Origin of the sequence: Pseudomonas cichorii (assembly GCF_019719005.1) — a bacterium.
GTDB classification, from domain to species: Bacteria; Pseudomonadota; Gammaproteobacteria; order Pseudomonadales; family Pseudomonadaceae; genus Aquipseudomonas; species Aquipseudomonas cichorii_E.
Genome location: NZ_JAIGPJ010000003.1, coordinates 191,782 through 218,333, shown reverse-complemented (window position 1 = coordinate 218,333; position 26,552 = coordinate 191,782). Strand labels below are relative to the sequence as shown.

Annotated in this window: 27 protein-coding genes; 3 read left to right on the top strand and 24 right to left on the bottom strand. The window is 59.9% G+C overall.

Features of this window, described 5'->3' with window-relative positions; translation table 11 throughout:
* Positions 1-5: 5 nt before the first annotated feature.
* The 22 genes from K5D32_RS04590 to sctW all read right to left on the bottom strand — a co-directional run bounded on the left by K5D32_RS04590 (position 6) and on the right by sctW (position 21,545).
* Entirely contained in the window at positions 6-1,193 is a 1,188-nt protein-coding gene (locus K5D32_RS04590; RefSeq protein WP_221599374.1) for a sugar MFS transporter, read from the bottom strand.
* Positions 1,190-2,104, bottom strand: a complete 915-nt coding sequence (locus K5D32_RS04585) for an ABC transporter substrate-binding protein (RefSeq protein ID WP_221599373.1) — start codon at positions 2,102-2,104, stop codon at positions 1,190-1,192. The genes K5D32_RS04590 and K5D32_RS04585 overlap by 4 nt, the downstream gene beginning before the upstream one ends.
* Positions 2,105-2,112: 8 nt before the next feature.
* Positions 2,113-2,709 carry a GDP-mannose pyrophosphatase NudK gene (nudK, locus tag K5D32_RS04580; RefSeq protein WP_221592706.1) on the bottom strand — a complete coding sequence of 199 codons (597 nt, stop codon included), beginning with the start codon at positions 2,707-2,709 and terminating at the stop codon, positions 2,113-2,115.
* Positions 2,706-3,614, bottom strand: a complete 909-nt coding sequence (mtnP, locus tag K5D32_RS04575; protein WP_221599372.1) for an S-methyl-5'-thioadenosine phosphorylase — start codon at positions 3,612-3,614, stop codon at positions 2,706-2,708. The genes nudK and mtnP overlap by 4 nt, the downstream gene beginning before the upstream one ends.
* Positions 3,611-4,723 (bottom strand): fatty acid desaturase, encoded by a 1,113-nt coding sequence (locus tag K5D32_RS04570; protein WP_221599371.1) that lies wholly within the window; start codon positions 4,721-4,723, stop codon positions 3,611-3,613. Before K5D32_RS04570 ends, mtnP begins: the two co-directional genes overlap by 4 nt.
* Before the next feature lie 2 nt (positions 4,724-4,725).
* Complete coding sequence (locus tag K5D32_RS04565) at positions 4,726-5,424, bottom strand: HAD family hydrolase (RefSeq protein ID WP_221528198.1); 699 nt, start codon at positions 5,422-5,424, stop codon at positions 4,726-4,728.
* On the bottom strand, positions 5,421-6,791 hold the full coding sequence (locus K5D32_RS04560) for an NAD(P)/FAD-dependent oxidoreductase (RefSeq protein WP_221599370.1): 1,371 nt from the start codon (positions 6,789-6,791) through the stop codon (positions 5,421-5,423). The genes K5D32_RS04565 and K5D32_RS04560 overlap by 4 nt, the downstream gene beginning before the upstream one ends.
* Positions 6,772-7,860, bottom strand: coding sequence for a DegT/DnrJ/EryC1/StrS family aminotransferase (locus tag K5D32_RS04555; protein WP_221599369.1), 1,089 nt, complete (start codon positions 7,858-7,860; stop codon positions 6,772-6,774). The genes K5D32_RS04560 and K5D32_RS04555 overlap by 20 nt, the downstream gene beginning before the upstream one ends.
* The gene (locus K5D32_RS04550) at positions 7,857-8,369 is read right to left on the bottom strand and encodes an NUDIX hydrolase (protein ID WP_025259558.1); all 513 of its coding nucleotides are present in this window, start codon (positions 8,367-8,369) and stop codon (positions 7,857-7,859) included. Before K5D32_RS04550 ends, K5D32_RS04555 begins: the two co-directional genes overlap by 4 nt.
* A complete protein-coding gene (locus K5D32_RS04545; protein WP_221599368.1) occupies positions 8,370-9,479 on the bottom strand; it encodes a DegT/DnrJ/EryC1/StrS aminotransferase family protein in 1,110 nt (369 codons plus the stop codon).
* Between the two features lie 38 nt (positions 9,480-9,517).
* The gene (locus K5D32_RS04540; RefSeq protein ID WP_025259560.1) at positions 9,518-10,528 is read right to left on the bottom strand and encodes a Gfo/Idh/MocA family protein; all 1,011 of its coding nucleotides are present in this window, start codon (positions 10,526-10,528) and stop codon (positions 9,518-9,520) included.
* Positions 10,529-11,190: 662 nt separating this feature from the next.
* Positions 11,191-12,276 (bottom strand): type III secretion system export apparatus subunit SctU, encoded by a 1,086-nt coding sequence (gene sctU, locus K5D32_RS04535; protein WP_216705444.1) that lies wholly within the window; start codon positions 12,274-12,276, stop codon positions 11,191-11,193.
* Positions 12,277-12,300: 24 nt separating this feature from the next.
* Complete coding sequence (gene sctT, locus K5D32_RS04530; protein WP_216705445.1) at positions 12,301-13,098, bottom strand: type III secretion system export apparatus subunit SctT; 798 nt, start codon at positions 13,096-13,098, stop codon at positions 12,301-12,303.
* A gap of 1 nt (position 13,099) precedes the next feature.
* A complete protein-coding gene (gene sctS, locus K5D32_RS04525) occupies positions 13,100-13,360 on the bottom strand; it encodes a type III secretion system export apparatus subunit SctS (protein ID WP_025259563.1) in 261 nt (86 codons plus the stop codon).
* A 14-nt stretch (positions 13,361-13,374) separates the two neighbouring features.
* A complete protein-coding gene (sctR, locus tag K5D32_RS04520; RefSeq protein WP_025259564.1) occupies positions 13,375-14,028 on the bottom strand; it encodes a type III secretion system export apparatus subunit SctR in 654 nt (217 codons plus the stop codon).
* Positions 14,025-15,089, bottom strand: coding sequence for a type III secretion system cytoplasmic ring protein SctQ (sctQ, locus tag K5D32_RS04515; protein WP_216705446.1), 1,065 nt, complete (start codon positions 15,087-15,089; stop codon positions 14,025-14,027). Before sctQ ends, sctR begins: the two co-directional genes overlap by 4 nt.
* Position 15,090: 1 nt before the next feature.
* The gene (locus K5D32_RS04510; protein WP_221599367.1) at positions 15,091-15,654 is read right to left on the bottom strand and encodes a type III secretion system HrpP C-terminal domain-containing protein; all 564 of its coding nucleotides are present in this window, start codon (positions 15,652-15,654) and stop codon (positions 15,091-15,093) included.
* Complete coding sequence (locus K5D32_RS04505; RefSeq protein ID WP_025259567.1) at positions 15,651-16,115, bottom strand: hypothetical protein; 465 nt, start codon at positions 16,113-16,115, stop codon at positions 15,651-15,653. Before K5D32_RS04505 ends, K5D32_RS04510 begins: the two co-directional genes overlap by 4 nt.
* Positions 16,102-17,457 carry a FliI/YscN family ATPase gene (locus K5D32_RS04500; RefSeq protein ID WP_221599366.1) on the bottom strand — a complete coding sequence of 452 codons (1,356 nt, stop codon included), beginning with the start codon at positions 17,455-17,457 and terminating at the stop codon, positions 16,102-16,104. Before K5D32_RS04500 ends, K5D32_RS04505 begins: the two co-directional genes overlap by 14 nt.
* The gene (locus tag K5D32_RS04495; RefSeq protein WP_221599365.1) at positions 17,457-18,443 is read right to left on the bottom strand and encodes an FHA domain-containing protein; all 987 of its coding nucleotides are present in this window, start codon (positions 18,441-18,443) and stop codon (positions 17,457-17,459) included. The genes K5D32_RS04500 and K5D32_RS04495 overlap by 1 nt, the downstream gene beginning before the upstream one ends.
* 10 nt (positions 18,444-18,453) lie before the next feature.
* On the bottom strand, positions 18,454-20,559 hold the full coding sequence (gene sctV, locus K5D32_RS04490; protein ID WP_221599364.1) for a type III secretion system export apparatus subunit SctV: 2,106 nt from the start codon (positions 20,557-20,559) through the stop codon (positions 18,454-18,456).
* Entirely contained in the window at positions 20,556-21,545 is a 990-nt protein-coding gene (gene sctW, locus K5D32_RS04485) for a type III secretion system gatekeeper subunit SctW (protein WP_260407201.1), read from the bottom strand. The genes sctV and sctW overlap by 4 nt, the downstream gene beginning before the upstream one ends.
* 390 nt (positions 21,546-21,935) lie before the next feature.
* Here sctW and K5D32_RS04480 point away from each other — a divergent pair, with 390 nt between their 5' ends.
* Positions 21,936-22,490, top strand: coding sequence for an RNA polymerase sigma factor (locus K5D32_RS04480; RefSeq protein WP_025259572.1), 555 nt, complete (start codon positions 21,936-21,938; stop codon positions 22,488-22,490).
* Positions 22,490-23,071, top strand: coding sequence for a GNAT family N-acetyltransferase (locus K5D32_RS04475; protein ID WP_201003167.1), 582 nt, complete (start codon positions 22,490-22,492; stop codon positions 23,069-23,071). Before K5D32_RS04480 ends, K5D32_RS04475 begins: the two co-directional genes overlap by 1 nt.
* 207 nt (positions 23,072-23,278) lie before the next feature.
* Here the strand turns inward: K5D32_RS04475 and K5D32_RS04470 are convergent, their stop codons facing one another.
* Both K5D32_RS04470 and K5D32_RS04465 read right to left on the bottom strand, forming a co-directional pair.
* Positions 23,279-24,862, bottom strand: a complete 1,584-nt coding sequence (locus K5D32_RS04470) for an aldehyde dehydrogenase (NADP(+)) (protein WP_221576907.1) — start codon at positions 24,860-24,862, stop codon at positions 23,279-23,281.
* Positions 24,863-25,022: 160 nt separating this feature from the next.
* Positions 25,023-25,901, bottom strand: a complete 879-nt coding sequence (locus K5D32_RS04465) for a LysR family transcriptional regulator (protein WP_221576908.1) — start codon at positions 25,899-25,901, stop codon at positions 25,023-25,025.
* Positions 25,902-26,007: 106 nt separating this feature from the next.
* Between K5D32_RS04465 and K5D32_RS04460 the strand changes: the two genes are divergently transcribed.
* A complete protein-coding gene (locus tag K5D32_RS04460; protein ID WP_221592716.1) occupies positions 26,008-26,547 on the top strand; it encodes a GNAT family N-acetyltransferase in 540 nt (179 codons plus the stop codon).
* The last annotated feature ends 5 nt before the right edge of the window (positions 26,548-26,552 follow it).

Here is a 26,552-nt window from a genome sequence, read left to right as displayed (position 1 = left end):
GGTTCTTACTCCTTTAAGTGTTCAGTAGTGTTGCCCAGTGACCAGACACCCCGCAGGGCCGGCACCAGCGGCAACATGAGCAGGGGATAGACGATCAGCAGGCTGAAGGCGGCTTCGACCCCTATGCGTTCTGACAGCACCCCCAGCAGAAATGGTGCCAGCAACAAGGCAATGCCCACGGCCTGTGATGCCTGGGTGCTGAGCGCCGAGCTTGCGTGGGGCGCGATGCGCATGGCAGAGCCCAGAATCAGCGGGAAGAAATTGCCCAGACAGGCGCCCAGTACAAAGATGAATATCGCTGTACCGACCAGCCCCTCTGTAAACGACAGCACCAGCAGTGTAGCAATGGCGCTCAGAATCACCGAACTCAGCAATGTCAGCGGTGATATACGACGCAAGGCATAGCTGCTGGCCAGACGTCCGCAGACGGTGCCGGCAAAGTACAGGCTCATCAAAGTTGCAGCCACCGATGCGCTGGTCTGCACATGGGTCTTGATATATTCCGCACCCCAGAAGCCCACACCCCATTCTGCGGAGATCCCCAGTATCACCAGCGCCCACAGACTGAGCCGGGTCAGGCGCTGCGCATTCGTGGTGTCCGTGATTGTTTCCGGCGAGGCAGTCTGGTCAGGCTCTGGTCGATGGATCGTCTGCGGTGCGCAGAACATCACCAGGGCCCACGCACTGACGATCAGCGGAGCCGTGCGCCAGGACAGTCCCATGGCTGTCGCTGCACCCACCAGCAGCGCACCTCCCAGCACACAGAGCCCTGCCACAATGTGCGCTTCCACCAGTTTCGCGGCAGCCTGCTGGCGATAGCGTTTGCCGAGCATGGCTTGCCCGACGGCCATGACCAGCCCACCGGACAAGCCCATGAGGACGCTGCCCGGCAAGGTCATGGGCAAGCCGCCCGCGATGGCAAACAGTCCGCTCGCCAGCACAATCGAGCCTATTGCGATACGGCCTGTACCGATGGGTAAAGCCCTGCGCTCCAGCCAGCGATACGGAATGCCGATCAGTACCAGCCCCAATGCATAGGCGGCAAAATGCAGACCGGTCCAGCGCAGGTCCAGACCGAATTCGGCACGCAGAAAGGGCATCAGGGGGCCGAGCATGCCTTGTTGAGCACCGAACAGCCCGAACATCAGGTAAATCGCCCAGGGGCGTCGCTCCGTGTGAGCTGTGTCTGTCATAGGCCAGCCTTTGTATCGAACAGTGAATGCCAGCGTGCGCAACGAGCAACCTTGGTGTGGCTGGCCTCGATGGCATCCAGCGCTTTCAGCTCGACCGCTGCCAGTGTGTCGCTGGACACACCGCCGACCACGACCTTGCCGTAGCTTCTGCTGATTGCCGCAGCATGCGGCGAGAGCATCCAGTTGAGCGCCTTTATCGCCTCGGTTGCCCGTGACGAGCCGGCGCGGCAGCCGAATACTTCAAACTCGTAGCGCCGGGCATCATCGGGTACGCACCAACGCAAAGAAGGATGCTGCACAGCTGCTCGAGTGGCCGCCGTGGACACAGTCACCCCGACCCATGCACGGCCTTCAAGTACGGCTTCTATCGGCGCCGTCGAAGATCCGCTGATCGAAGGTCTTAGCTGCGCAACGTCGGCCAGCATCTCCCAGGCCCCATCGCCGTAATGCTCCAGCAGTGCGCTCAGGTGCAGATAGCCTGCGCCCGAGCGGGCCGGGTCCGGCAGGGCAATGCGTTGCGACCATTCCGGTGCGCAAAGCGCTTCCCAGGAAAGCGGCGGCCTCAGGCCGTGTGCGGCGAGCACCTGCGGGTCATAGCAAAAGGCAGGCACGAAGCCTGACGGGCTGAACCAGCGCCTGTCGGCTGCAACCGCCTCGGGAGGTAATGTCGAGTCATCCAGGCCGTCAAGAACCCGCAACTGTGAAGCCAGTGCGGGATCGAGGAGGGCGGTGGCAGCGGTTCCCAGCAGCAGGTCCCAGTCACCCACCGTGCCGTTGATCACCCGCTCGATCAACTCCGAAGTGGACCAGCGCGACAGGCGCACAGGCACGCCGATATGCTCGTTGATACTTGCCATGAACTCGGCAAGCTCTGCGTGTTCCATCGAACTGATAGCGTTAAGTTCATCCATGCCCGGCCTCAATCCAGCAGTCGATGCAGTTTGGCATATTGCAGTAGCATGATGGTCTTGCCGTCGCAGATCGCGCCGGTCTCGATCATCGACAGTGCTTCGTCCAGAGGCAGTTCGAGGACTTCGATGTCTTCGCCTTCGTCCTCAAGACCGCCTCCGGCGCTCAGTTTGTCTTCGTCGAAATACTCCCCGACAAAAAAGTACAAGCGTTCGGTGACCGATCCCGGGCTCATGAAGGCTTCAAACACCTTGCGTACTTCCTGGATGCGATAACCGGTTTCTTCCTCGGTTTCCTTGCGGATGCAGGTTTGAGGGTCGTCCCGGTCCAGCAAACCGGCGCAGGTTTCGATCAGCATGCCGTCGTGTTCGTTGACGAAGGCGGGAAAGCGGAACTGCCGGGTCAGGACGACAGTCTGTTTCAGCTTGCTGTAGAGCAGAATGGTTGCGCCGTTGCCCCGGTCATAGGTTTCACGGGTCAGGGTGCTCCAGGTGCCGTTATTGCTCTGAAAGTCGTACGTGGTCTTGCGCAGGACGTACCAGTTGTCCGACAGCACTTCGACCTTCTTGATCTGCACCCGGTCCTTGGTAGGAATGGCCTTGCTCATGGTTTGGCTCCCAGGTGAGTGGCGTTGGGCGCAACGGTCAGCAGGCGTGCGACCATCTCTGGATCGCGATGCTCCGGTGCCGTCATCACGGCCGTATCCAGCGCGTGGTCGCACCCGGCCGGGCAGGCGCCCTGGTGTTCACCCAGCCGGGTGACGGCTTCGGTGACCAGACGGCGGGTCAGGGTAAAGGTGTCGGCCATGCGCTCGGCAACCAGGGTGGCGTTCACGTCTTCGTGGGACTCGTGCCAGCAATCGAAGTCGGTGGGGATGGCAATCATCGCGTAGCAAAGCTCTGCTTCGCGAGCCAGCTTGGCTTCGGGCATGGCGGTCATGCCGATCACGGTGCCGCCCCACTGGCGATAAAGGTGGGATTCGGCACGGGTCGAAAACTGTGGTCCTTCCATGACCACATAGGTGCCGCCATTGCGGGCTTGCACGTCAGCGGTTTGTGCGGCGGTTGCCAGTACCGAGCGCATGCGTCCGCATACCGGGTCGCCAAACGGTACATGGCCCACCAGACCGGGTCCGAAGAAAGTCTTGTCACGCTTGATCGTGCGGTCGATGTATTGATCGATCAGCACGAAGCTGCCCGGTGGCGCATCGTGGGTCAGGCTGCCCACGGCACTGACCGATAACACCTGCGTACAGCCGACACTGCGCAGCGCGGCGATGTTGGCCCGCACATTGATGAACGCTGGCGGGATGGTGTGTCCGACGCCATGGCGTTGCACGAAGGCCACCGGCACATTGTTGAGCGTGCCCAGAGTGATGGGCGATGAAGGTTTGCCGAACGCCGTCTCGCACTCGACCAGTTCTATGTCCTTCAAACCGGGCAGTTGCTGAAGACCACTGCCGCCAATGATGCCGATACGTTGAACCTGCTGCTGTGTCGATGAGTTATTCACACGCTGCCTCTCGTATTCAGGGTGTTTTCTGGGTGTCCGGTGGTCACCAGACGTTCATACAGTTCGGAAAGCGCAGTGGGTGCGCTGCCGCGCTTGAGCAGCAGGCCTTCACTGGCGTTGTTGCTGTAGCGGGGCTCATGAATTTTCAGGTGCCGGTCGATGGCTGGCAGGTAGTTCCAGCGAACGCCTGGGTACAACGAGTGGGCCAGATGGTAGGCATCGGACGTCGGTGCGATGAACACGCGGATCAGCCATCCGCTGATGCCGAAATAATCGGTGGGGCGGCCTGCCAGGTATTCGAGGTCGCGTCGGTCTCTGGATGTTCCTTCGATAAACCAGCGATGCTCGGTGAGCAGCGATACCCAGGCAAAGACCGGGTATGAGGTCATCAGCGGCACCAGCCAGCCAAACAGCACGCCTTTCCAGCCGCCAGCCCAGTAGAGCAGGGCGGTGACGGCTATCAGACACAGTACCCGGAGCACCGTCGTCAGCCGCGAATGGTTCAACAGGCTGTTGCGTGCCATGGTCGTCAGGTTGACCCAGGCGCCACCAGGCGTCAGCGGGTAAAGCAGCAGCGCATGGAAACTGCTGGATGAAATACCTGCCACATAGCCACCGGCCTGGACCCTGGCCCGGTTCGGATCACGGTCGGGGTGATTGGGATTGCGATGGTGTTCCATCGTGTGGGTCTGATGGCGACTGCGCATGTCGCGTTTGAACGCTGGAAACTGATAGAAAACGTTACTCAGCCACCACTGCCATTCATGGTTGGGGCACAACGCGAAATGCACGGCATTGTGTCCGAATTCCTGCAGGGCGCGCAGGCGTCCGCCGCTCCAGAGCACCACCCCCAGCCACATCAGCGGCGTCGAGTAGATCGATGCCAGCAGCACGGCAGCCACGATATCCAGCCAGGTCCAGATGAAGGGCAGTGGCGCGAGCCATCCATCCCATGGCCGGTAGTAGTGTTCCTTGCGACCGGCAATCCGTGGCTCCAGCTTCAGCAGCCGCAGAATGCGCTGATGGTCGCGGTAGTAAAAGGCGACCATCGCGCGCAATGCCAATGCAGTCGCGATCAGGCCGATCAGCACCATGTGCGAGGTGGTCATGGTCAGGCCTCCCCGGTTTCGGCGCAGAGTGCCTGAGCAGGCGCAAAGCGTTGCAGCAGTTCGTCCAGGCTGTTGAACAGCGGCGCACCGCTGACGCGCAGTCGCTCGCTGTTCTGATGGCCTGTCGAGACCAGCACCGGCGACCAGCCCACCGCATTCGCTACCTCGAAATCGTGCAGCGTGTCGCCGACGAACAGGGTTCGTGAGGCGGGTGTCCCCAGCGTCTCTTGCAGCACAATGGCCTCGGCCGTCTTGCTGGTCGCCTGGTTATGGCTCAGCCCCACGACATGTTCGAAATAGTCATACAGGCCTTTGGCCCGAAGGGTCTGCACCAGCACATCGCAATGGGACGCCGAGAGTATCGAGACGCCGATACCGGCACGTTTTGCGGCGTCGAGAAACTCGATCACGCCAGGGTGCAGCGGGCAGTGCGCGACATTCGCGTCGAAGTGCTCCAGATAACGCTGGACGATGGTGGAGAAGGGCACGCGATCCAGATCGAAACCGAGCGCCGCGTAGAAACCGGCAATGGGAAAGTCGAACTGAGCCCGGTACCGCTCAGCGGTAATGGGTGGGACATCGAAGTGCTCGCCGCAGCGATTTACGGCGAAGACAGCAAGATCGATATCGTCGATCAAGGTACCGTTCCAGTCGAACACCACATGTTCGATGCCGGAAAAATGCAGGGGGTCGTCGATCATTGTCGGCTGTTCCAGGGAAGTAGGGCATTGAGTGCGATGCGCGACACAATCGCCGGCGCGTAGAGCCGGTTGGGGTCCACCACCAGATTGGTCACTCCGATTTGTGTTTCCAGCGCCCGGCGATTGTTTGCCGAGAGCTTGCCAAGCCCGGCGCCGTACCAATGATCGAAGCGGGTGCGCCAGGTGCGTTCACCGCTGGTTTCCGGGAAGCGGAAATCCTCGGTTGTGGCCATGTTCCAGGCACCGTCAACCACGCCACACAACAAGCCTTGCAGCTGATGACAACTGAGCGAGGGCGTCAGCAGCGCGTGCAGGTGGTTCTCGATGCAATCAGCTTCGAGTGCGCCGATGGTCATGCCCTGGCTGTACAGCGGGTTCATGCTGCTCAGGGCATCACCCACGACCAGCAAACCTTCCGGCCAGTGGGCGAGGCGGTCGTAATGGGTGCGGCGGCTGCCGGGCATCTTGAAGGTGAAGACTTCCGAAAGCGGCTCGGCCTCGCGGATGACTTCGTGGATATCAGGCACCGGCAGGTTGGCCAGTGCCTGCAGAAAATCGTCCGGGTCCTTGCCGGGAAAGTGGCCGAACCAGCCACCGGTGGTCACCATCCAGCGGTCACCCTCGATGGGGCTGATGACCCCCATGGAGCGTTGTTCCGGAGCCGTTGGCAACACCAGCAGCACTTGCCATTGCTCGGCGAAAGCGGGGAGCCGCTTGTAGATGCGCGATGCATAACCCAGCTCGGTCTTGACCACGCTGTTCTGCACCGTGCCGAAGCCGGCTTCTTTCAGCCAAGAGGGCATGTGCGTGCCCCGGCCACTGGAGTCCACCAGCAAGTCGCAGGGCAGGTGTTGCGCACCCGAGCCGTTGTCGATGTTCACGCCTTTGACATGGCGCTGTCCGTCGGCACCGGCAAACTCGATCCCTGTCACTCGCGTGCCGGACAGAATCTCGACCTGGGGTACTGTCGTCAGGCAGCGGCGCAACTGGTTGTCGATGAGTCTGCGGCTGCAATAGTGAGCATGGATGCCGCTGCGGTAACGGTTTTTCCAGCGACCGCGCTGATACCACTTCACATCGTGTCCCAGATCCGCGACCTGGGCACCGTCCTGTTCCAGCGCACTCAGCAGGCCCGGGAAAATGCCTTCCATGATCTGCTTGCCACGCAACAGCAGAAGATGCACGTGGTGTTCCTGTGGAAGGCTCTGGCGCGGACCGGTTTCGTCGTAGAAATCACTTTTCTCGATCACGGTGACACGCTCGAAGCGCCGCGCCAGCACGGCAGCGGTCAGGCAGCCGGTCACGCTGCCGCCGATCACCACCGCATGGCCCGAGCGTGTGCCCGATTCAGTTGGGAGAGTAGTCATTGAGCACCTTGGCGATGTAATGCAGGTCGTCGTCCTTCAGATCCGGGTGCAACGGCACCGTCGTCAATGAACGCAGCAACCTGGCGGCGTTGGGGCAATCGCGGTGATACCGGGTCAGTAACGGCAGTTGGTACAGCGGCTGGTTGTCGTACTTGCCGATATCGGACTCGATACCGTGCCGTTGCTGGTAATGCACCAGTTGGCGACCGTCATGCCCCACCGATTGCAGCAGCAGCGAATAACCGTTCACCACGCCACCGGGGACCACCGGCATTTCGCGAAACGCCGGGTTGTCCAGCAGGCTCAGAAGCCGTTCGCGATTGCTCAGGCGTTGCTTCAGATGTGCATCGAGCTGACGTGACCGGGCCAGGCCCAGGGCAGCCTGCAGCCCGCCCAGTTTCAGGTTGATGCCCAGGGACTCGCCGGTCAGATTGCCGAAGCGGGTGTAGGCGCGAATCCGCCGTGCCCGCTCATCGTCATCGGTCATCACGAAGCCGCCTTCGCCGGTGGAGATGAACTTGCAGTCATGGGTACTGAAGCAACTGATGTCGCCATGACGTGCCAGCCACGTTCCGTCCAGACGGGTCATGTGGGCGTGAGCCAGATCCTGGATCAGCGGTATTCCTGCTTCCTTCACAAAAGCCCAGGTCGCGTTCGAGTTGACCGGATAACCCCACATCGGTACTTCGATCACTGCACAGGTCCTCGGCCTGATACAGCGCCGCAGATCCAGCGGGTCCAGGCCGAAACTGTCCGGCGCGACATCGCAGAACACCGGCACAAGCCCCATCGCGAGAATGGGCAGTACCGTACAGATCGGTCCTGTCGGAGCGACGATGACTTCATCCCCCGGCCGGAAGTCGACGCCGGCCAGCGCGGCCGTCACCGAAGCCGCACCGGACGACACCGTAATCACATGCTTGATGCCGTACAGCGCAGAAATCGCGGCCTCGTATTCCTCGACAATCGGCGAAGTGCCGGTCAGGCCCGAGTGCAGGGCCCTTTCAAGCTCGCGAAGGTCGTCAGCCGAGTGCAGGGTGCCTTTCTGGGTAACGGTTCTCAGGTTCATGGCGACACCTTTTTCCCCACCAGATCCCACAGCGCATCGTCTGCAAAGACTCGGTCTACCATTCGCCGGAAGTTGGGAAACATCTGCAGCGCTGCCGTTTCCTGATGGCTGAAGAAGCGCGCATTTTCCACCTCTCTGTCGTCCGGGCAGGCGAGCAGAGGGGTTGCCGTGACATAGATCAGGTCCAGGTGATAGTGCGGCCCGCGCTTGTCATCGATGTATTCGCACAACACCCGGTAGGGTTGATGCAATACGGTGACGTCGGTTTCGATATCGGCAAGTTCTTCATCGCGCTCGCCAAGCAGTTCGGCGCGGATGCCCGTTTCCTCGAAAATCTCCCTCAGTACGGCTACGTCGGGTGTTTCTCCCTGTTCGATATGGCCGCCCGGATACAGCCAGACACCGAGCTTGCGGTGATGCAACAGCAGCATCTTCCGGTCCGGGTTCAAGACGAACCCGGACGCGGTGAAATGCCGATCCAGTTGTGAGCGATCGAGAGGGGCCGTCATTCAGGCGGCACCGTACTGGTTGATGCGTTCTGCCATGTAGTCCAGTTCCGTCTGGGTAATATCCGGATGAACCGGAATTGTCGTCATGCCTGCCAGCAAGGCTTCGGCATTCGGACACTCGTTGCGGTATTGGGCAAGTGCCGGGAACTCATAGAGCGCCTTGCAGCCATAGCGCTTGATGTCGGAAGGGATGCCCGCATCATCGAGGTAGTCGATGAAAGCACGGTTGTCGGCAAAATGTAGCTCAAGGTTGAGGAAGTAATAGTTCGGCTGGCCGCCATCGATGATTTTTTTCTCCCGGACCTTGCTGTGATCCAGCTTGCTGAGGAAGTAGGCCGCGTTTTCCCGGCGTTTCTCGATTTGCCCGGCCAAGGACGCCAGACGGCTGCCGCCCAAGGCTGCCGGCAGTGCCGCGAGCTTGTAATTGAGACCGAAATCCTTGCCATTGAGGTTGCCGAAGCGGCTGTAGTCGCGGCAGCGCTTTGCCAGTGCATCGTCGTCGGTGAGGATGAAACCGCCTTCTCCGGTCGCCAGTGGCTTGCGCTCGTGGGTGCTGAAGCAGGACAGGTCACCGAACTGCGACAGTGGACGGCCCTGCAGGGTCGTGCCATGGGAATGAGCCAGGTCCAGAATCAGCTTGATGCCCAGTTCATGGGTCAGCAGGCGCAACTCGTCGACTTCGGTCGGGTAGCCCCACATCGGGATGTCGATGATGGCCTTGGTGTTCGGCGTGATGCGAGCCTTGATCGAGGCCGGGTCTGCACCGAAGCCATGGGCGCGGGTATCGACGAAGATGGGGTTGGCGCCGGCGGCAATGATCGGGTAGATGGTACACAGCGGGCAACTAGGCGTCAGCAGGACGTCATCGCCCGGGCCTACGCCCGATGCGTAAATAGACACGCTGAGGGCTGCGCCGCCTGACGACACGGCAATGGCATGCTGCGCCTCGAACCACTCGGCAAGTTTGCTTTCGTATTCGCCCACCACGTCGCTGGTGCCCGACAACGGACGTTCCAGGGTCAGTTTCATGGTGAGCAGGTCGTCCGCGTATACCGGGCGATATTTATCGGAAACGGGTGCGTTTACGGTATTTGAAAGATTGGCTGACATTTCATGTATTCCATTACAGGCTGTGGATGGACCGAGGCTCACGCGCTAAGGGCAAGGTTTTGTTCGGCGGCGTCGCAGATGCTCTCGATCACCTTGTAGGTCGCACGCAAGCTTTCAAAGCTCGCTTCAAAGGCGGTGTTGGTGCGCACGGCATGGAAGAACTTTTCCAGCTCGCCGAAATAACCGCTGCGCTCATAGCCCGAATCCAGTGGCCCTGGCTGCCACGCCCCACGCCAGCGTTTGGCAGTACCTGTGGCACTGGTGCCGTGTTCCGGCTCGTGCATGGTGATGTTCCAGAGGTTGTTGAGCTCCACCATCATTGAGTTCGAGCTGACAATCTTCATGTCGAATTCAAAGTAGGGGAACAGGGTGCCGCTGAGCAGGCTGACACTGGCACCTGTGGTGAATTGCAGCTCGAGGCTGACCAGCAACGAGTCGCCATGACGCTGCACCCGGGACTCGATATCACGCAGTTCGCCGCCACCGAAGGTCACGCCCAGGTCGATGGTGTGAATGGCCTGGGCCAGCAGGAAGGAACGCAGTGTCGAGTCCAGGCCCCAGAGCGGCGACGTGGGTTTGCTTGCATAGTGGTTGAGCTGAACATGCACGGTCTGGCCGAACTGTTCGGTGCTGGTCATCTTGCGCAACTGCTGCATGGGCTTGGCGAACTTGAAGTTCATGCCGACGCCGGTCACCACTTTGGCATCGTTGCTGGCAGCGATCAGTGCTTCCAGTTCGTCAAGGGTGAAGCAAGGTGGTTTCTCGACGAATACGTGTACACCCTTGGCCATGGCCTTGAACGAAAGGTCGCGGTGCGCCTGGGGCGGGCAGGCCATGACCACCGCATCGAGTCTGGCGGATGCCAGCATTTCGTCGAAGCTGTCGGTGATCATCACGTTGGATACGAAACGATTGATTTGTTCGGCACGGGTACGGTCACTGTCGCAGACCGCCACGATACGAATATCCGGCATTTGCAGAAGTGTGGGCAGCAGATTTTCCTGCATCTGTGCGCCGAGACCAACGATACCAACTCTGAGTCCAGTCATAGTTATCTCCATCTTGGAAAGATTAATATTTCATTGGAAGTACGGACGAGCGCGTACACGAATTCCGTAACGGATTGTCGGGCGGACAAACCGAAGAAGTTCAGCGTTCGTCTTAAACGGTTAGAGCAAGGGGTGTGTATTGAGCCGGCTAATGAAAATGCTCTTCGCTGTTTTCAGCCAGTCTTGTGAGGGGGGGCATCAAGTCAGGAATATTAAGGGGCTGCCGGGTGTCGCAAGCGTCGCGCATCAGGTCTTGAGAGCGGGGTGTGAGGATGTTCCCGAACCGGGAGCGCAATGAGATTGCAAGGGCCGGGTTTGCTTCGGAAAGTGCGAACATTCTTGCGAACTGTTCATGTGTTGCCTTGAACGAAGAACGGCAGTTGCTTTTCTGATCAGTATTCATAATACAAATCTTCCGTGATTGCCTGATTCAAACTTCAACAGAGTCCGTGTTGAAGCCACTTCGTCAGTATGTCTTGCTGACTGAGTACGAGGCTGAATCTATAGGCGGGCTTTGTGCGTGGCAACCCGGTATATAGAACGGAAAATTATAAAAGGCAGTGCGTTATTTGTTCGTTGGGTATTAAGTGTTTTTGTTACTCTGGTAAGTAGATTGATTTATAAGGAAAAAATTCGGCGTATTTTTATTTGTTGATGAGGCCTCAATAGTGAGGCATCTCGATCGTGTCCCCTTTTGCCTGTTCATCGATTTCGCGCAACAAACGATAAACCTGCGCCACAGCCTGCAGGGTGGCTCGTGGAATGAACTGCCCGACGTTTTCGCGATACAGCGTCCGTGCCAGCCAGACGAAGCGCACCACAGGCACGCCAGCCTTGCGGGCGCGCTCGATGAGTTCCCGGGCATCGGCGTCGTGACCCTTGCAAATGATACGCGGCAGCGGAGTCTGGTCAGGGCGATAGAAGAGCGCCACGGCAAAGTGGGTCGGGTTGACCAGCAGCATGTCGGCGTCTTCGACCGGTGCCTGGGTCGGGGCCGCGGAGCCGGGTTTTTCGGAGATTTCCCGTGCCAGGGACTTGCGGTGGGACTTCATGTGCGGGTCGCCTTCGGACTCCTTGTATTCCTTGCGGATGTCTTCATGGCTCATGCGCTGACCCTTGATGAAGAAGTACTTCTGCAGGGCGAAGTCAAGGATTGCCAGCACCAGCAGCAAACCCAGACAGATACGTGACAGACGTCTGAACAGGTCGACCAGCGCTTTCCAGTAACTGTCCAGATCCGTCTGGGCAAGACCGATCAGGTCGCCCAGTGACGGCGGCAGCAGCCAATACAGCACGAGGGTGATCATCACCGCCTTGCACAGGCTGTTGAACAGGTTGAACAACTGGCGCGAAGAAAACATCTGCTGGAACTGATTGATGGGGTTCAGACGCTCGAAGTCCAGCTTCAGGGCCTCGGTGGCGAACAGCGGCCCGAACTGGACCCAGCCGCCCGCCAGGCGCATGACTACGGCAATCCCCAGGACCGGGAGCATGAACAGCAGCAACTCCAGGCCAGCCTTGGTCATCACCTCGCCAAGGGCGGCGCCGAAGGGCCGATCCAGCTCCATGATGGGCAGAATCATCAGCTCTTTGAGACGCTCCATGCCGGAGTCCACCATGGCCAGGATCATCTCGATCAAGGCCGCGAAAATGAACAGTTTGGGAATATCCTGACTTTGCCCGACCTGACCTTTCTTGCGTGCGTCGTCGAGCTTTTTCTGCGTGGGTTCTTCTGTTTTTTCGCTCATGGTCAGGCTTCCGGCAGAGGGCGGTCAGGGGATCTGCAACATCAGCGGCAGCAAGTGCTTCAAGTCTTTCAGTTCATCCAGGCGCCCTTCGCCAAGCCAGGTGAGCATGGGCATGTACAGCACCAGAAAGCCCAGGCCCACCAGACTCTTGGCAGGCATCGCCAGGGTCGAGACCTGCAGTTGCGGGCTGTACAGGCTGAGGATCGCCATGCCGAATTCGATCAGCAGCAACAGGCCTACCAGCGGCGCGGCGTACAGCACCATGAAGCGGAACGTGCTGGCGACCAGCTTGAGATAGACTTCGAACCCCTCGGGGCCGGTGACGGGTACCCATTGGGTAGCGGGCCAGATCAGATAACTGTCCCACATGATCTGGGTCAGGGTGGCGTAACCGCCGCCCAGGATCATCAGCAGGATCATGACCTGCTTGAGCATGTGGCCCAGTTCCGAGGTGTTGTCGCCCAGTGCCGGGTTGATCTGGCCGCCCACCAGCGCGCCACGCTGGTTGTCGAACAGGCAGCCGATGGACTCGAACAGCCAGAAGGGCATGGCCAGCAACAGGCCCAGCAGCAGACCGATGATGCTTTCCTTGAGCAGCAGCGCCGTCAGGTCCAGCCAGTCGAGGGTCTGACCGGTGAGAGACGCGCGAATGCCGGGCATCGGAAACAGGGCCAGGGCCAGCACGATGGTGTGCCGCAGCATACCCTTGAGTTCGGTGAACGCGAACGCCGGAATCAGGAACAGGCACGGGTATAGCCTTGCCATGCCAATGGTCAGGGCAATGATCGATTCGCTGACTTCCTTGAACGGGAGTTCGAACATCTCAAGGCCTCGTCTGACCGATCATGTTGAAAGACAGGTAGGCCAGTTGCATGAGTTCGATACCTATCCAGCGTCCGGTCAGCGCCAGTGCCACGCCAACGGCAACCAGCTTGATGGCGAATGGCAGAGTCTGATCCTGCAACTGCATCACCGCCTGCAGCAGCGAGGTGATGACACCGACAATCACCGCCACGATCAGCGCCGGAGCGGACAGCACCACCACCAGCAACATGGCCTGCTTGAAAAGCGTCAGGGTTTCCATAAAGCCTCGGCGGATCACATGTAGCTGTAGAAGAGCCCGTCGAGCAGGCGGGTCCAGCCATCCACCAGCACGAACAGGAGGATTTTCAGCGGTAGCGAGATGGTCATCGGCGCAACCATCTGCATGCCCAGGGCCAGCAGAATGTTCGAGACAATCAGGTCGATGACGATGAACGGGATATAGATCAGAAAGCCGATCTGAAAGCCGGCCTGCAATTCGGACAGCACGAAGGCCGGCACCACCAGCAGCAGGTCATCGCGGCTGGCCTGGGACGACATTTCCTTGGGCCACATGCGCTGGGTGTTTTCCAGCAGGTGGGTCTGGATGTCCGGGTCGATGTTGCGGGTCATGAACAGGCGCAGCGGCTCGATTACATGTTTGCCGGCGCTTTCCATGGCGGCAAAGTTGTCCAGCCGATCGGGGAGTTTCTTGACCCGTTGCCCCATTTCGTTGAACACCGGCGCCATGATGAACAGGGTGGCGGCCAGGGCAATGCCATACAGCGCCATGTTCGGCGGCGCTTGCTGGACACCGATGGCGTTGCGGGTGATCAGCAACACCATGGCGATCTTCAGGAAGGCCGTGCAGATGATCATCAGCAATGGCACCAGTGACAGGGCCCCAAGAAACAGGGCCAGCGTCAGTGGGTTGGCATCCTGCAGGTTCACCGCAAAGCTTCCATGCGGGTGATTTGCAGACCCAGGCGTCCTTCGACATCCACCAACTCGCCATGTGCCAGGGCACGTTCGCCATGAAACAACATGGCATTGCCCGGCGCGCAGCCGTTGAAGGTCAGTACGGAGCCGACAGACAGTGAGCGCAACTGACCCAGACTCAGAGAAAGATTGCCCGCCCGCAACGTCAGGGCCAGGGCCAGGTCGTTGAAGCGTTCCAGATCGTCGCTTCCGTCAGCTGCGTTTTCGGCGAAGTCTTCGTGTTCCTGTAGATGGATATCGTCGAGCAGAATCGGGTTATCGCTGTCGGACGCCGCAAAGTGGTCGATAGTGGCATTCATGGTGTCTTGCTCCAGTTCGGTAAGGGTGAAGCACAATGCGTTGGCGGATTCCTGGACCAGGCTCAGGCGGCAGGAGCCCAGTTGCAGTATTCCGTGGCCATCGGGGGTAAACAGTGGGTGATCAGGCAGCAGCACATCGCCCGGGCGCAGGCCTTTCAATTGCTTGTAGGTCAATGCCAGATGGCCCAGCAGCAACGGGGTATTGATGGGCCACGGCCAGGTTTTGCCGACGGACCTGTGCTGCCATTGGCCGCGATCGAGCAGGTCGAGCAGGGTGGCGGGCGGTGCCGAGAGCCGCGAGCAGACCCGCAAACCGTTGATGCGCGCTTCCAGCAGGCAGTCCAGCCCTTGCTCATTGGGCTGATCCAGCGGTTGCAGGGAGCCGAACAGGTGTTGCAGTTCCGGGCTCAGGTAATGGTTGTAAAGCTGCCAGTACCATTGATGGTCTTCGCTGTTGTCCGATTGCTGCAACAGGGCCGGGCAACTGGACAGCAGGCCCAGCAGGGCTTCGGTGTTGGTCAGTCGCAAAGGTCCGGACGCACATTCCAGATGACCTTCGTCAACGCTCTGGCCGGGCATGGGCGCCAGGCGCAGGGCCAGTTGGCCTCTTTGCCGGTTGAGCTGGAAAGGCAGACTCAGACCGGTGCCTATCCGCTGCCTGATCGAAGCCTCGGTGGTGCTGACGGGTCTGAGGGCAAGTGCCTGTGCATTCATTTCAATGACCTGCCTGATCGAGAGTGAGCCTGACGCGACGTCCCAGCCGCTGGCTGAGCCATCCACGACTGGCTTCGCGGTTTTCCTGACAGCGCTGCAAGGCGCTTTCACGGGCAAAGCGCAGGGCAATATCCAGACCGTCGCTGCGCGGGATGACCTGCACGGTCACCTTGCCCAGTTCCGGCAGCTCGACGATGGCCTCCATGGGTTCCATTTCATTGCTGGCCAGGTGTTCCTCGATCGGGTTGAGCAGGGAATCCCACAAGGCTTCGACCGGTGCCGGTGGCAACGAGGCATTGCCGCCATGCTTTTCCCCGTCGCGCCAGCCATCGCTCAGCCCTTGTGGCTGGTCGTTGCCCAGCCAGAAGACGTTGTCGCTGGACGCGGTCATCATCTGCTCGAAGAGTTCGCCTTCTTCCAGGGTTTCATGAGGCACATGCTCGCCGCGCTCGTGTTTGATGGGCGTGGCCGTGTTCTCGCTGCTGCTGTTATTGCTGCTGCGCGGCCTGGGTGGCTCCTGCGGGCGAGGAGGCGTGGGTTTGTGGGGGACAGGCTTGGTGTTCATGAGGCCTCCCGAGCGAGATCCATCAGGTAATCGAGTTTTTCAACATCACGCTGGCGTTTGCGCAGTTCCGTGTGGCTGTCGTCAGTCCACATTTTCTGCTGGCGATGTTCATGCTGCAGATTGCTCAGGTGCTTTTCGTTGCGCTCGATATGCCGGATGGTCTGACGCTCCTGTGCCAGCCAGTCATTCATTTCGCTCAGGGGCAGCGGGCGGTTTGAATGGCGCTCGCGCTGCTCGATGCGTGACTGCCGATAGGCCTGGTGCAACGACTCAAGGTCCTGGGTCATCTGATGCAGACGGGTCTGCAGCTCGTTGAGCACCTGGTTCTGGCGACGCCAGGCCTGTTCGGCCAGGGTCAGGCGATGCCGACGGATCGGCGCCAGGATATCCAGGGTCTCGCCAAGGCTGTTCATTTGCGGATCATTGGCCGAATCCAGCAGGTCAAGGTCATCGTGGGACATCAGCAGTTACCTGTATGAGGTGGTCCAGGGTGTCTTCCAGCGACACCGGATCTCGTAGCGATTGCTGCAGAAAATCCATGATCTGATCGCGCGATTGCACAGCGAAATCGGTCAGTGGATCGTTCCCCTGTTGGTACTCACCCAGCTTGATCAACATTTCAACTTGCTGATAAGCAGCCAACAGTCTGCGTATCTGTGTGGCACCCTTGACCTGTTCGGTTCCCACCACATTGCTCATCGTTCGACTCAGGCTGGTGAGAATGTCCACGGCCGGGTAATGACCGCGCTCTGCCAGGCGTCGCGAGAGCACGATATGGCCGTCCAGCAGAGAGCGAACTTCGTCGGCTACCGGGTCGTTCATCGAGTCCTGTTCGATCAGCACCGAATACAAGGCGGTGATTGCGCCGGCCCGTGTCCGCCCGGCGCGCTCCACCAGACGCGGCAACAGACTGTAGACCGACGGCGGAAGCCCGCCGCGACCGGCCGGCTCGCCACTGGCCAGGCCGATTTCCCGCTGGGCCCGTGCGAAACGGGTGAGGGAGTCGATGATCAGCAAGGTCGATTTGCCCTGCTGTCGAAAGCCTTCGGCGATGGTGGTGGCGGTGAAGGCGGCCCGGGCACGCTCCATACTGCTGCGGTCCGAAGTGGAGCAGACCAGCACGGTTCGCGAGCGCAGTTCTTCGTCCAGCTCGTGGTCGAGAAACTCGCGCAATTCACGTCCGCGTTCACCGATCAGACCGAACACAATCGCCTCGCAGGGCGTATTGCGCGCCATCTCTGCCAGCAGCGTGGTCTTGCCGCAACCGGCACCGGCAAACAGCCCGACCCGCTGGCCTTCGCCAAGGGTCAGAAGCCCGTCGATGGCGCGCAGGCCGGTGGACAGCGGCGCTTCGATCCTGGGGCGCTCGGTTGCGGGTGGTGCATCGCGAATCACCGGCTGGGCACCCGCTGCGCCGGACAGGGCAAAGGCCGAAGGTCCGTCACCGCTGAGGGAGCGGCCGAAACCATCCAGCACCGAGCCCAGCAGGTATTCACCCACCACCAGACTGTGGGGCTGGAACAGTGGCCTGACCGGCGCGCCGATGGCGATACCGTCCAGCGCCCCGAGGGCCGCGAGCAAGGTGTGTTGGCGATCGAAGCCCACGATTTCGGCCATGACTTCACTGCCGTCGGCCCGACGGATTTCGCACAGATCCCCGATACGGGCCTGAGGCATGTGGCTGTGCAAGAGGATGCCTTTGACACCGGCGATACGGCCCATGACCTCGACCGGTGCGCAGCGTTGAAGTCGCTCGCTGTGTTCCTGGCGCCAGCTGTCCAGAGGTGTCAGGGTCGATTCCATCACCAGCTCACCTCCACACGCCGCTCACCCTCGAACACCACTTTGTGTTCATTGATGTCCACGAAGCGCACGCCATCGACTTCATCGCCCAGGAACAGGCGTCGGCCATCGCTGGTCAGGACACTGGCCAGGCGTGTGTTACTGATCTGAATAATGGTGAAGGGCAATTCGGCAGTGGCGGCGGGCAGGGCGTTGAGCACTTGCAGCGGGCTTTTGTACTGGCGATCGAAGTGCAACAGCATGCGCGAGGTGGATTGCAGCAGGTCGTCTTCGTCGAAAGGGCCGTGCAGGAATATCTTTCCTTCTTCTTCGGCCAGGGTGATGCGCTTTTGCAGCTCGCGTTCTTCGAGCATCTTGGTGAGGACTTTCTTGACCTCGGTCGCATCCTTGAGCTCGATTTTGGAGGGCTTGATCGGCGCGGGCGGTGCAGGCTCCTGTTGATTGACCAGCCAGAACAGCGCGCCCAGAAAGACCACCAGTGAACCGGCCAGCAGTAAAGGCCCGAGCAGTGAACGCGGTGCCCGTTTGAGCGCCGGTGCTTCACGCTCTGCCACAAGTTCCTCGGGTTTCGGTTCAGGTTCAGGGGCGTATGCCTGTTCGAGTTCCGGGTCGTTGAGGGCCTGTGCAAAGTCCCGTGCAGAAGCCTCAGGTTGTTCTTCGTCCTCTTCTGTCGGCCATTCGGTGTTGGCGCTGAGCACCGATAACCACACGCCATTGAGGGCAAATGGCGTACCCGGCTCAAGCTGGGTGATGCCCTCGATCTTGTGGCCCTCGCTGTCGGTGACTGCGCCTTCGCTGCTGGCCAGCGACCAGGTGCTGTCCACCAGCCGCAGCATGCAGTGGCTGTCCTTGATACCGGGATCGTACAGCGCAAGGTCTGCGCCGCTGGATGAGCCGATGCTCCATTGATCGCCGTTCAAGGGCAGTGCCGCGCCCCGATGCAGGCCGGTCAGTACCCGTAATTCGTAGTGTTTCTTGGTTTCCATAGGGACTCCATCAGGCCATCAGGGCTTGTGCTTCATCCAGGTCGATGCGACCCAGAACCTTGACTTGCACCGTGGATAACAACTCGGCGAAAGACAGCACGGGTACGTGGTTGAATTCTTCTGCCAGCAGGCTGTGCAAGGGGCTGCGCAGGTCCTGGGCTACCAGCAATACAGCCTTGGGACTGGATGGCGGGTTCGATTGCAGGGCAAAGGCTTCGCGCAACTGTTCGAGCAGCGCACTGCCCAGCTCGGGTTCGAGGGCAAAGTAGGACTCGTTCTGGGTCTGGCGCAGGGCATCGCGCAGCAACACTTCTGTTTCCGGCGTCACCAGCCAGGTATTGAGGGTGTTTTCTTCGCTGTGCTGATGGCAGATCTGCGCTTTCAGGGCGATGCGTACATAGTCGGTCAGGGCATTGAGGTCGCGCTCATGCTGGCCTTGTTCGATCAGGGTTTCGGCAATCGGCCTGACCGAGCGCAGGGAAACCAGTTCGGCAGAAAGACGTTGCAACACGGCAGCAAAACGCGCCAGAGGCAAGGTGCGTTGCAGCTCCTGGGCCAGTTCCGGTTGTTCGGACTCCAGCCAGCTGAGGATCGCCTTGCTTTCCTGAAGACCGATGAATTGCGGGCCGGTGGCCTGGAAGGCGCGGCTCATGCGCTCCAGGATCAGCTCATGAGGCCGTATGCCGACGATGTCCTCGTCCTCGAACAGCGGATCGTTTGCATCCACCCACATCCACTGGGCTTCGTCGCGGTCGACACGTCCGGGTTCGCCGGGCTGGTCTTCCTCGACATCACGAATATCGACGGCCACGTGGGTCAGGGAAACGGTGGCGCGAATGAAAGGCACTTCATAAACGCAAAAGCGAAATTCATCGATTTCGCAATTCTGCGTGAACTCTATATCGAAGGAGGGCAGCGTCAGGCCGAAGTTGTGAACCAGTGTGTTGCGGCGCTGGCGAATGCCTTGAACCAGCATGTCGAGCTCCATCAAACCCTGATGGCTTGGGTGAAACTGCAGCAGGTAGGCCCGTGACGGGTTGAAGCGGCGGATATCCTCTCGACCATTGAGTTCGGGCGCTGCATTGCGGGCGGAGCCGACCTGATCCTGATAAAGCTCTTTCTGACGAATCCGCCACAACTGGATCAGACCGCTGAACAGGCACAGAGAGCTGATGCACGCAAACACAAGGGTCGGCATCCCCGGAATCAGGCCGAACCCCATCATCCCGATGGAGGCGAATACCCAGGCCTTTGGCTGGCTGGTGAGCTGTTCGGCGATTTCGTGACCGATGTTGGCGTCGGCGGTCTGACTGTCCGGGGCTACACGGGTGATGATCATGCCTGCGGTCAGGGAGATCAGCAGCGCAGGGATCTGAGCGATCAGGCCGTCACCGATGGTCAGTACCGAATACAGGTGCATGGCGTCACCGGCTTCCATGCCGTGCTGCAGCACGCCGATGGAAAAGCCACCGATCAGGTTGATGAATACGATCACCAGGCCGGCGATGGCATCACCCTTCACGAATTTCATCGCGCCGTCCATCGCACCGAACAGCTGGCTTTCCTTGGACAACTGTTCACGGCGATGCCGGGCTTCGCGCACGTTGATCAGGTTGGCCCGCAGGTCGCTGTCGATGGACATCTGCTTGCCGGGCATTGCGTCCAGGGTGAAGCGTGCCGCCACTTCCGCAACCCGCTCCGAGCCCTTGGTGATCACCAGAAAGTTGACGATGGTCAGGATCAGGAAGATCACCAGGCCCACCGCCAGGTTGCCGCCGACCACGAAGCTGCCGAATGCTTCGACGATATGGCCGGCATCCTGTTGCAGCAGAATCAGGCGAGTGGTGGCAATCGACAGGGCCAGGCGAAACATGGTGGTCAGCAGCAACACTGCCGGGAAGGTCGAGAACGCCAGCGGGCGCGGCAGATACATCGCCAATACGATAAGCAATGACGAAATACAGATGTTCAGGGCGATCAGCACGTCCACCAGCGCGGTGGGCAAGGGCAGGATCATCATGAACACGATGGCCATGACCATGATCGCGCCGACGATTTCCGTGCGCTTCATCACGGCCAGCGCGAGGCTGTTCAGTGCATGGATGATGCGGATCATTGGATGGTTCTCCCGGCATCTTCCATGCCCATGGCCTTGCGTTCCTGGCGAGACAATTCATCCATCAGGCCCTGCAACAGGCGCAGGCCGTTCTGGCGGGTCTTGAGGTCCTTCCATAACGGGAGGGGCAGGTTTTGCAGCAACGGATACAGGCCGTTGAAGAACAGCGGTTGCAGGTTGGGCGTGCGGCCAATGGTTTCTTCGGCCAGCAGCGTCAGGTCGCGGGCGAAGAAACCGTTGCCGCAGAAGCGCAGCACCCGTTTGCTCATGCCCAGTGCGGTCATGGCGCTGTCGGGAGATTTCTTGGCCAGGCGTTCAAGCAGCGCCAGGCAGGTTTTCAGCAGGTTATTCAACTGGCCGCTGGCGCCCAGGCCTCGCAGCATCGAGCGCAGTACGCCGCCCGGCAGTGAAGGAGCGAGGGCGGCAATGTCGTCGGCCAGCGCCCGTTGCAGGGTGCGCAGGCCGCGGGCGAACTGATCTTCATTGAAGCGTTCGAGCAAGGCTTCCAGCAGGCTTGCCAGCGGCTGCTGACCGACGATTGCCTTGTAATAAAGCTGGCGCATCAGGCTGCGTTGCTGCGGGTCGCTGCTGAACAGGGCAATGGCGCTGGCGGTATTCAGACCGGCGCGAATCTTGTCACCGTGTGTCAGACGCAGCTCTTCAAGCATGGTCTGAGCCTGGTCGTGACTGGTTTCGCTGCCTTCGGCAACGGACAGGCGCACCACCTGCTGCAACAGAATGTCGGCCCGCGCCGGGTCGTTGTCCGCCATCTTCAGCAGGTCAGGCATCGAACTGCCTTGCTGCATCATCTGGATCTGCATGCGCCTGGCCTGCTGCTCCAGGGTTGGCTGCTCGCTGTTATCGAGCAGGCGGTACATCTCGGCCAGCTTCTCGATGCGTTCGATACGTTGCGAACTGCCGGACTCGCGAACATGTCGCTCGTCCAGTCCCTTGCTGTGGCGCTCCACGCTTTCGCTGAACTTCATCGCCACTTCTTCCATGGAATCGAGCAATGGATTCTTGGGGGCGAACGATCGTGTTTCCGCAACAGGCGGGCGAGGGAGCGGCTCCAGGTCAGCAGGCCGCATATCTGGGAAGGAGTTGATTTTCATGGGCTGCGCTATCGCCTCGGAACATGTGTTTGCTGAGTGGCGTTTAAGCGCAACCGGTTCCTGCAATCCGGTGTTTTGAATGCTGTGCCAGTTCTTGCACAGCCTTTATGTCGAGAATGCAACAAATGGCACAAAACCCCCTTTTTCGTGCCTGTAAATCCTTATAAAACAATGACTTGAAAATATTAAATAGTTGGTACGTTCGCTGCTCTCCTTATCTGGCCACTACTGGCAAAAGTTACTTATGGATATGGAGATACAACCGTGGAAGTCAAAGGCATGCAGCGCGAAGGGAAAGTCATTGGTGTTATCGCACTGGACTTGGGTGGCCTTGCTAAAAGCAGCGAGAAAAAGCTGCGAGGTTTCATCGCTAAACGTGTGTTCAATCAGGCGGATGTCGATGACCTGATGCAGATGACGTATCTGGAAGCCTGGCGCAACCAGCACAAATACCTGGGCACCTCCCGGCCTGAAACCTGGCTGTTCGGGATTGCAGCCAACCTGGTGAGGAACCATTTCAAGACCTTCTATAACCAGCCTCAGTGCATGGAGCTGACCGACTCCGAACTGGAAAACCTGGAACATGGCCACGACCCAAGCCTGGTCAGCGATTTCCAGCGCACCCTTGGCCGTACCCTCGAAGCCATCGAAGAGCTTTCGGTGGACATGCGCACTGTCATTCAACTGGTGGTCGATTCGGACATCAGCTACCAGGATGCTGCGCGTCACCTGGATATCCCGATTGGCACCATCCGCTCACGATTGGCCCGTGCCCGTGGACAGCTCAAATCCAGCGTTTATTCCAAGGAGATTCACTGATGAACAGTTTTGTCCCTAAACCCGAGCTGCCACGTCTGCCACGCGGTATTCGCGAGTTCACTGAAGACGACCTCGAAGCCATGATGAACATCTTCAATGAAACGGCGGGCAGTGGTGCCAACTCGCCGGTTACCCGGCCGATGACCTACGAAGAAGTGAAGTTCTACGTCAACCTCTACAAGCGCGATGGCTTGCCGGTCTACGTTTACGAGCGTCGCGGCGAAGTCCTGGGCTGGCTGTCGATCAACCGCTTCAGTTGGGGAACGCAGGCCTGCTACAGAACCGGAGAAACGGCCATCTACGTGCGCGGCGACCATTTCGGCAGTGGCATTGGCGTCCTGCTCTGCAAGGCGACGGTCATTCTGGGGCAGCAGGCCGGGCTCGAGAATCTGGTGGCCTGGATCATGGCGGCCAACACTCCGAGCCAGAAGATCGTCACGGCGGTGGGTGCGCACCTGTGGGCTCGCTTGCCTAATATCGCCCGCTTCGGTGAGCAACGTTCCGACGTTCTGCTGTTTGGTCTGCCATTGGGGCAGTCGTTGAACGTGCCGGTGCGGATCAACGTTTCGGAGGCTGTCTGATTCGCCAGCGTTGAAAAAAGGGTATGCACTGGCTGAAGGTGCATACCGTGTTATCTACCGCACGACCGTATTGACGGTCGATGCGGTGCTGATTCCGGCCAGGACCGGCACAAGGTCCTGGCAATCCGGCACAAGGTCACAGTTGTGGATGCAAAAAAAACGGCGCAGCCCTTTTCAGGCCGCGCCGCTGTTTTTTGTGGCTACCGATCAGACGATAGGCTGGTCGCTCCACTCGCCATTGACCAGACGCTTCAGGCCCAGCGGGTTGGCGTTCTGCAGGGCAGGTGGCAACAGGCTGTCAGCCTGGTTCTGATAGCAGATCGGGCGCAGGAAACGATCGATGGCCAGGCTGCCTACCGAGGTGCCGCGGGCATCGGAAGTCGCCGGGTAAGGACCGCCGTGGACCATTGCATCGCAGACTTCGACGCCAGTCGGGTAGCCGTTGATCAGAATGCGACCGACTTTCTCTTCCAGCAGCGGCAGCAGCCAGTTGTATTGGGTCAGGTCTGACTGCTCGCCGATCAGGGTCGCGGTGAGCTGACCACGCAAGGCCAGCAGCGCTTTCTTCAGTTCGGCATCGTCAGCGACTTCGATCACCAGCGTGGTCGGGCCGAAGACTTCTTCCTGCAACAGTTCGTCACCGTTGAGCAGCAGGCTGACATCAGCCTTGAACAGTTGCGCCTGAGCCTGCTTGCCTTCCTGCGGCTTGCCTGCCAGATGCGTGACGCCCGGATGTGACAGCAAGTGTTCGACACCTTTGCTGTAGCTGCGCAGACCACCGGCGTTAAGCATGGTTTGTGGAGCCTGGCCGCCCATGTGCTCGGTCAGTTGCTCAAGGAAGGCCGAGAAGGTTGCAGAGCGCAGACCGATCACCACACCAGGATTGGTGCAGAACTGGCCAGCACCCATGACAACCGAAGCCGCCAGATCCTTGGCCACGGTTTCGCCGCGTGCTGCCAACGCTTCCGGCAGCAGCACCACCGGGTTGATGCTCGACATTTCCGCGAAGACCGGAATCGGTTGTGGACGCTCGGCGGCCATCTTGCTCAGCGCATTACCGCCGCCCAGGGAACCGGTGAAACCGACAGCCTGAATGGCCGGGTGCTTGACCAGACCTTCACCGACGCCATTGCCGAAGATCATGTTGAACACGCCTTTTGGCATGTTGGTGCGTTCGGCTGCACGAATGATTGCACTGCCCACCAGATCGGCGGTGGCCATGTGACCGCTGTGGGCCTTGAAGACGACCGGGCAGCCGGCAGCCAGCGCAGCGGCGGTATCTCCACCGGCGGTGGAGAAGGCCAGCGGGAAGTTGCTGGCGCCGAAGACGGCGACCGGGCCGACACCGATGCGGTACTGGCGCAGGTCGACACGTGGCAGAGGCTTGCGATCCGGCAGCGGCAGATCGATGCGGGCACCGAGGTAATCGCCACGGCGCAGGACTTTGGCGAACAGGCGCATCTGACCGCTGGTACGACCACGTTCACCCTGGATACGCGCTTGAGGCAGAGCGGTTTCCTGGCAGACGATGGCGACGAAGTCATCGCCCAACTGGTCGATCTCGTCAGCGATGGCTTCAAGGAACTCGGCGCGACGGGCCGGGCTCAGTTGACGGAATTCAGGGAAGGCCTCTTTGGCAGCCAGAGCAGCGGCATCGATTTCGCCATCGGTGGCCTGGGAGAAGCTGTACGGCAGTTCTTCACCGGTCGTGGCGTCGAGGCTTTTCTGGTGGATTTGACCCAGGGCGCTGCGGCCGCCAGCGATGAAGTTGTGGCCGAGAATGTTAGGCATCGGTATCTCCTGTTGTTTTGACGTTGGAGACAGGTCCGGATGAAAGCGGGACCTGCGCTCCTTTATGGGTTGCCGAATCTATAAAGGTCAGCAGTCATCGTACAACTTGGCCGACAGCATATGCAACTGCCAAAGCAGCATATGGGGCTAACAGAACCGCTCAGCCGCGAAGCGCATCCAGCACCTTGCGCAATGCCTTGCTCACCGGTTTGTCCTGCCGCAACACGATGCCCAGTGTACGGCTCAGCCCCGGTGTCAGGGCATGAACCTGCAACCCGCGCCGATGATGGGTAGCCGCCACCGACATACGGGGCACGATGCTGTAGCCCAGGCCCGCCGCGACCATTTCCTTGATGGCCTCGATGCTGCCCAGCTCCATCACCGGTTTGATGCGGATGCCCGCCTGTAAGTACCACTCGTTGATGAGCAGGCGTGTGCTGCTGCCTGCTTCGAACACCACCAGCGGGTAATCGCTCAGTGCCTGGGGTGTGAAGGCTTCGGGCAACAGCTCTTGCTGGATGGCGAAAATTGCCACGAATTCATCTTCCAGCAACGGCGTGACCTCCAGGCTGCGGCCCGAAGCGGGCAGGGTGACCAGAGCCAGGTCCAGACGGTTTTCTTCAACGGCCTTGAGAATGCCGTCGGTATTGCCGGTGCTGACCCGCACGTCCAGGTCCGGGAAGCGTCGCCGCAGGTCTTGCAGCATCGGTGGCAGCAGGTGAATGCAGGCGGTTGCCCCGGTGCCAATGGCGATTTGTCCGGCGATGCCATGGGCGTGGCTGGAAAGCTCCAGCATGGCTTCTTCGACCACCGCATCGATGCGCGAGGCATGTTCCAGCAAGGTGCTGCCTGCCGAAGTGGGTTTGATGCGCTTGCCCACCCGCTCGATCAATCGCAGGTTCAAATGCTCTTCCAGTTGCCGCACTTGCAGGCTTACCGCTGGTTGGGTCAGGTTCAGGCGTTCGGCTGCCGCCGAGAAGCTGCCGTGGGTGATGACCAGCGAAAAGGTGTGCAGATGATTGAGGTTCAGTCGGCGCATGGCAAAGTTTTACTTATGCTGAGGATGAGGAATCATAGCTTTGTTTATGGTTCGCCGCCCTGCATCATTGCCTTCATTCAATAGCACCCGCCAAAGAGTTTTAAAGATGACCGATGCCCTGATTCTGCGTGACGCCCGCGATGACGATATGCCTGCGGTCCAGGCGATCTATGCCGAGCATGTGCTGGAGGGGATTTCCAGCTTTGAACTGGAGCCGCCGAGCCTGGCGGAAATGCGGCGTCGACGCGCCGAAGTACTCGCCAAAGGCTTGCCTTACCGGGTCGCCGAGCGCCACGGAGAAGTGGTGGGATATGGCTATGTCACGCCTTATCGGCCACGTCCCGGCTACCGGTTTACCGTGGAAGACTCGGTTTATGTGCGCAGTGGCCTGGGCGGTCTGGGCATCGGTCAGGCACTGCTCGCAGAAATGATCGAACACTGCGTACAAGGCGGCTGGCGGCAGATGATCGCCATTATCGGTAACAGCGAGAACATTGCGTCGCTCCGCCTGCACGAGCGCCTGGGCTTCCATCGTGTCGGGGTCTTCGAGTCGGTGGGTTTCAAGCACGGACGCTGGGTCGATACCGTGCTGATGCAGCGAGCCTTGGGCGACGGTTCGCTCAGCCTGCCTGAACCTGCTGTGTGAAACCG

What these genes read in the sequence shown, in the direction of transcription:
- K5D32_RS04590 (WP_221599374.1), bottom strand. Translation starts at nt 1,193, where the DNA reads ATGACAGACACAGCTCACACGGAGCGACGCCCCTGGGCGATTTACCTG.
- K5D32_RS04585 (WP_221599373.1), bottom strand. Translation starts at nt 2,104, where the DNA reads ATGGATGAACTTAACGCTATCAGTTCGATGGAACACGCAGAGCTTGCC.
- nudK (WP_221592706.1), bottom strand. Translation starts at nt 2,709, where the DNA reads ATGAGCAAGGCCATTCCTACCAAGGACCGGGTGCAGATCAAGAAGGTC.
- K5D32_RS04570 (WP_221599371.1), bottom strand. Translation starts at nt 4,723, where the DNA reads ATGACCACCTCGCACATGGTGCTGATCGGCCTGATCGCGACTGCATTG.
- K5D32_RS04565 (WP_221528198.1), bottom strand. Translation starts at nt 5,424, where the DNA reads ATGATCGACGACCCCCTGCATTTTTCCGGCATCGAACATGTGGTGTTC.
- K5D32_RS04560 (WP_221599370.1), bottom strand. Translation starts at nt 6,791, where the DNA reads ATGACTACTCTCCCAACTGAATCGGGCACACGCTCGGGCCATGCGGTG.
- K5D32_RS04555 (WP_221599369.1), bottom strand. Translation starts at nt 7,860, where the DNA reads ATGAACCTGAGAACCGTTACCCAGAAAGGCACCCTGCACTCGGCTGAC.
- K5D32_RS04550 (WP_025259558.1), bottom strand. Translation starts at nt 8,369, where the DNA reads ATGACGGCCCCTCTCGATCGCTCACAACTGGATCGGCATTTCACCGCG.
- K5D32_RS04545 (WP_221599368.1), bottom strand. Translation starts at nt 9,479, where the DNA reads ATGTCAGCCAATCTTTCAAATACCGTAAACGCACCCGTTTCCGATAAA.
- K5D32_RS04540 (WP_025259560.1), bottom strand. Translation starts at nt 10,528, where the DNA reads ATGACTGGACTCAGAGTTGGTATCGTTGGTCTCGGCGCACAGATGCAG.
- sctU (WP_216705444.1), bottom strand. Translation starts at nt 12,276, where the DNA reads ATGAGCGAAAAAACAGAAGAACCCACGCAGAAAAAGCTCGACGACGCA.
- sctT (WP_216705445.1), bottom strand. Translation starts at nt 13,098, where the DNA reads ATGTTCGAACTCCCGTTCAAGGAAGTCAGCGAATCGATCATTGCCCTG.
- sctS (WP_025259563.1), bottom strand. Translation starts at nt 13,360, where the DNA reads ATGGAAACCCTGACGCTTTTCAAGCAGGCCATGTTGCTGGTGGTGGTG.
- sctQ (WP_216705446.1), bottom strand. Translation starts at nt 15,089, where the DNA reads ATGAATGCACAGGCACTTGCCCTCAGACCCGTCAGCACCACCGAGGCT.
- K5D32_RS04510 (WP_221599367.1), bottom strand. Translation starts at nt 15,654, where the DNA reads ATGAACACCAAGCCTGTCCCCCACAAACCCACGCCTCCTCGCCCGCAG.
- K5D32_RS04505 (WP_025259567.1), bottom strand. Translation starts at nt 16,115, where the DNA reads ATGTCCCACGATGACCTTGACCTGCTGGATTCGGCCAATGATCCGCAA.
- K5D32_RS04500 (WP_221599366.1), bottom strand. Translation starts at nt 17,457, where the DNA reads ATGGAATCGACCCTGACACCTCTGGACAGCTGGCGCCAGGAACACAGC.
- K5D32_RS04495 (WP_221599365.1), bottom strand. Translation starts at nt 18,443, where the DNA reads ATGGAAACCAAGAAACACTACGAATTACGGGTACTGACCGGCCTGCAT.
- sctV (WP_221599364.1), bottom strand. Translation starts at nt 20,559, where the DNA reads ATGATCCGCATCATCCATGCACTGAACAGCCTCGCGCTGGCCGTGATG.
- sctW (WP_260407201.1), bottom strand. Translation starts at nt 21,545, where the DNA reads ATGAAGTTCAGCGAAAGCGTGGAGCGCCACAGCAAGGGACTGGACGAG.
- K5D32_RS04475 (WP_201003167.1), top strand. Translation starts at nt 22,490, where the DNA reads ATGAACAGTTTTGTCCCTAAACCCGAGCTGCCACGTCTGCCACGCGGT.
- K5D32_RS04470 (WP_221576907.1), bottom strand. Translation starts at nt 24,862, where the DNA reads ATGCCTAACATTCTCGGCCACAACTTCATCGCTGGCGGCCGCAGCGCC.
- K5D32_RS04465 (WP_221576908.1), bottom strand. Translation starts at nt 25,901, where the DNA reads ATGCGCCGACTGAACCTCAATCATCTGCACACCTTTTCGCTGGTCATC.
- K5D32_RS04460 (WP_221592716.1), top strand. Translation starts at nt 26,008, where the DNA reads ATGACCGATGCCCTGATTCTGCGTGACGCCCGCGATGACGATATGCCT.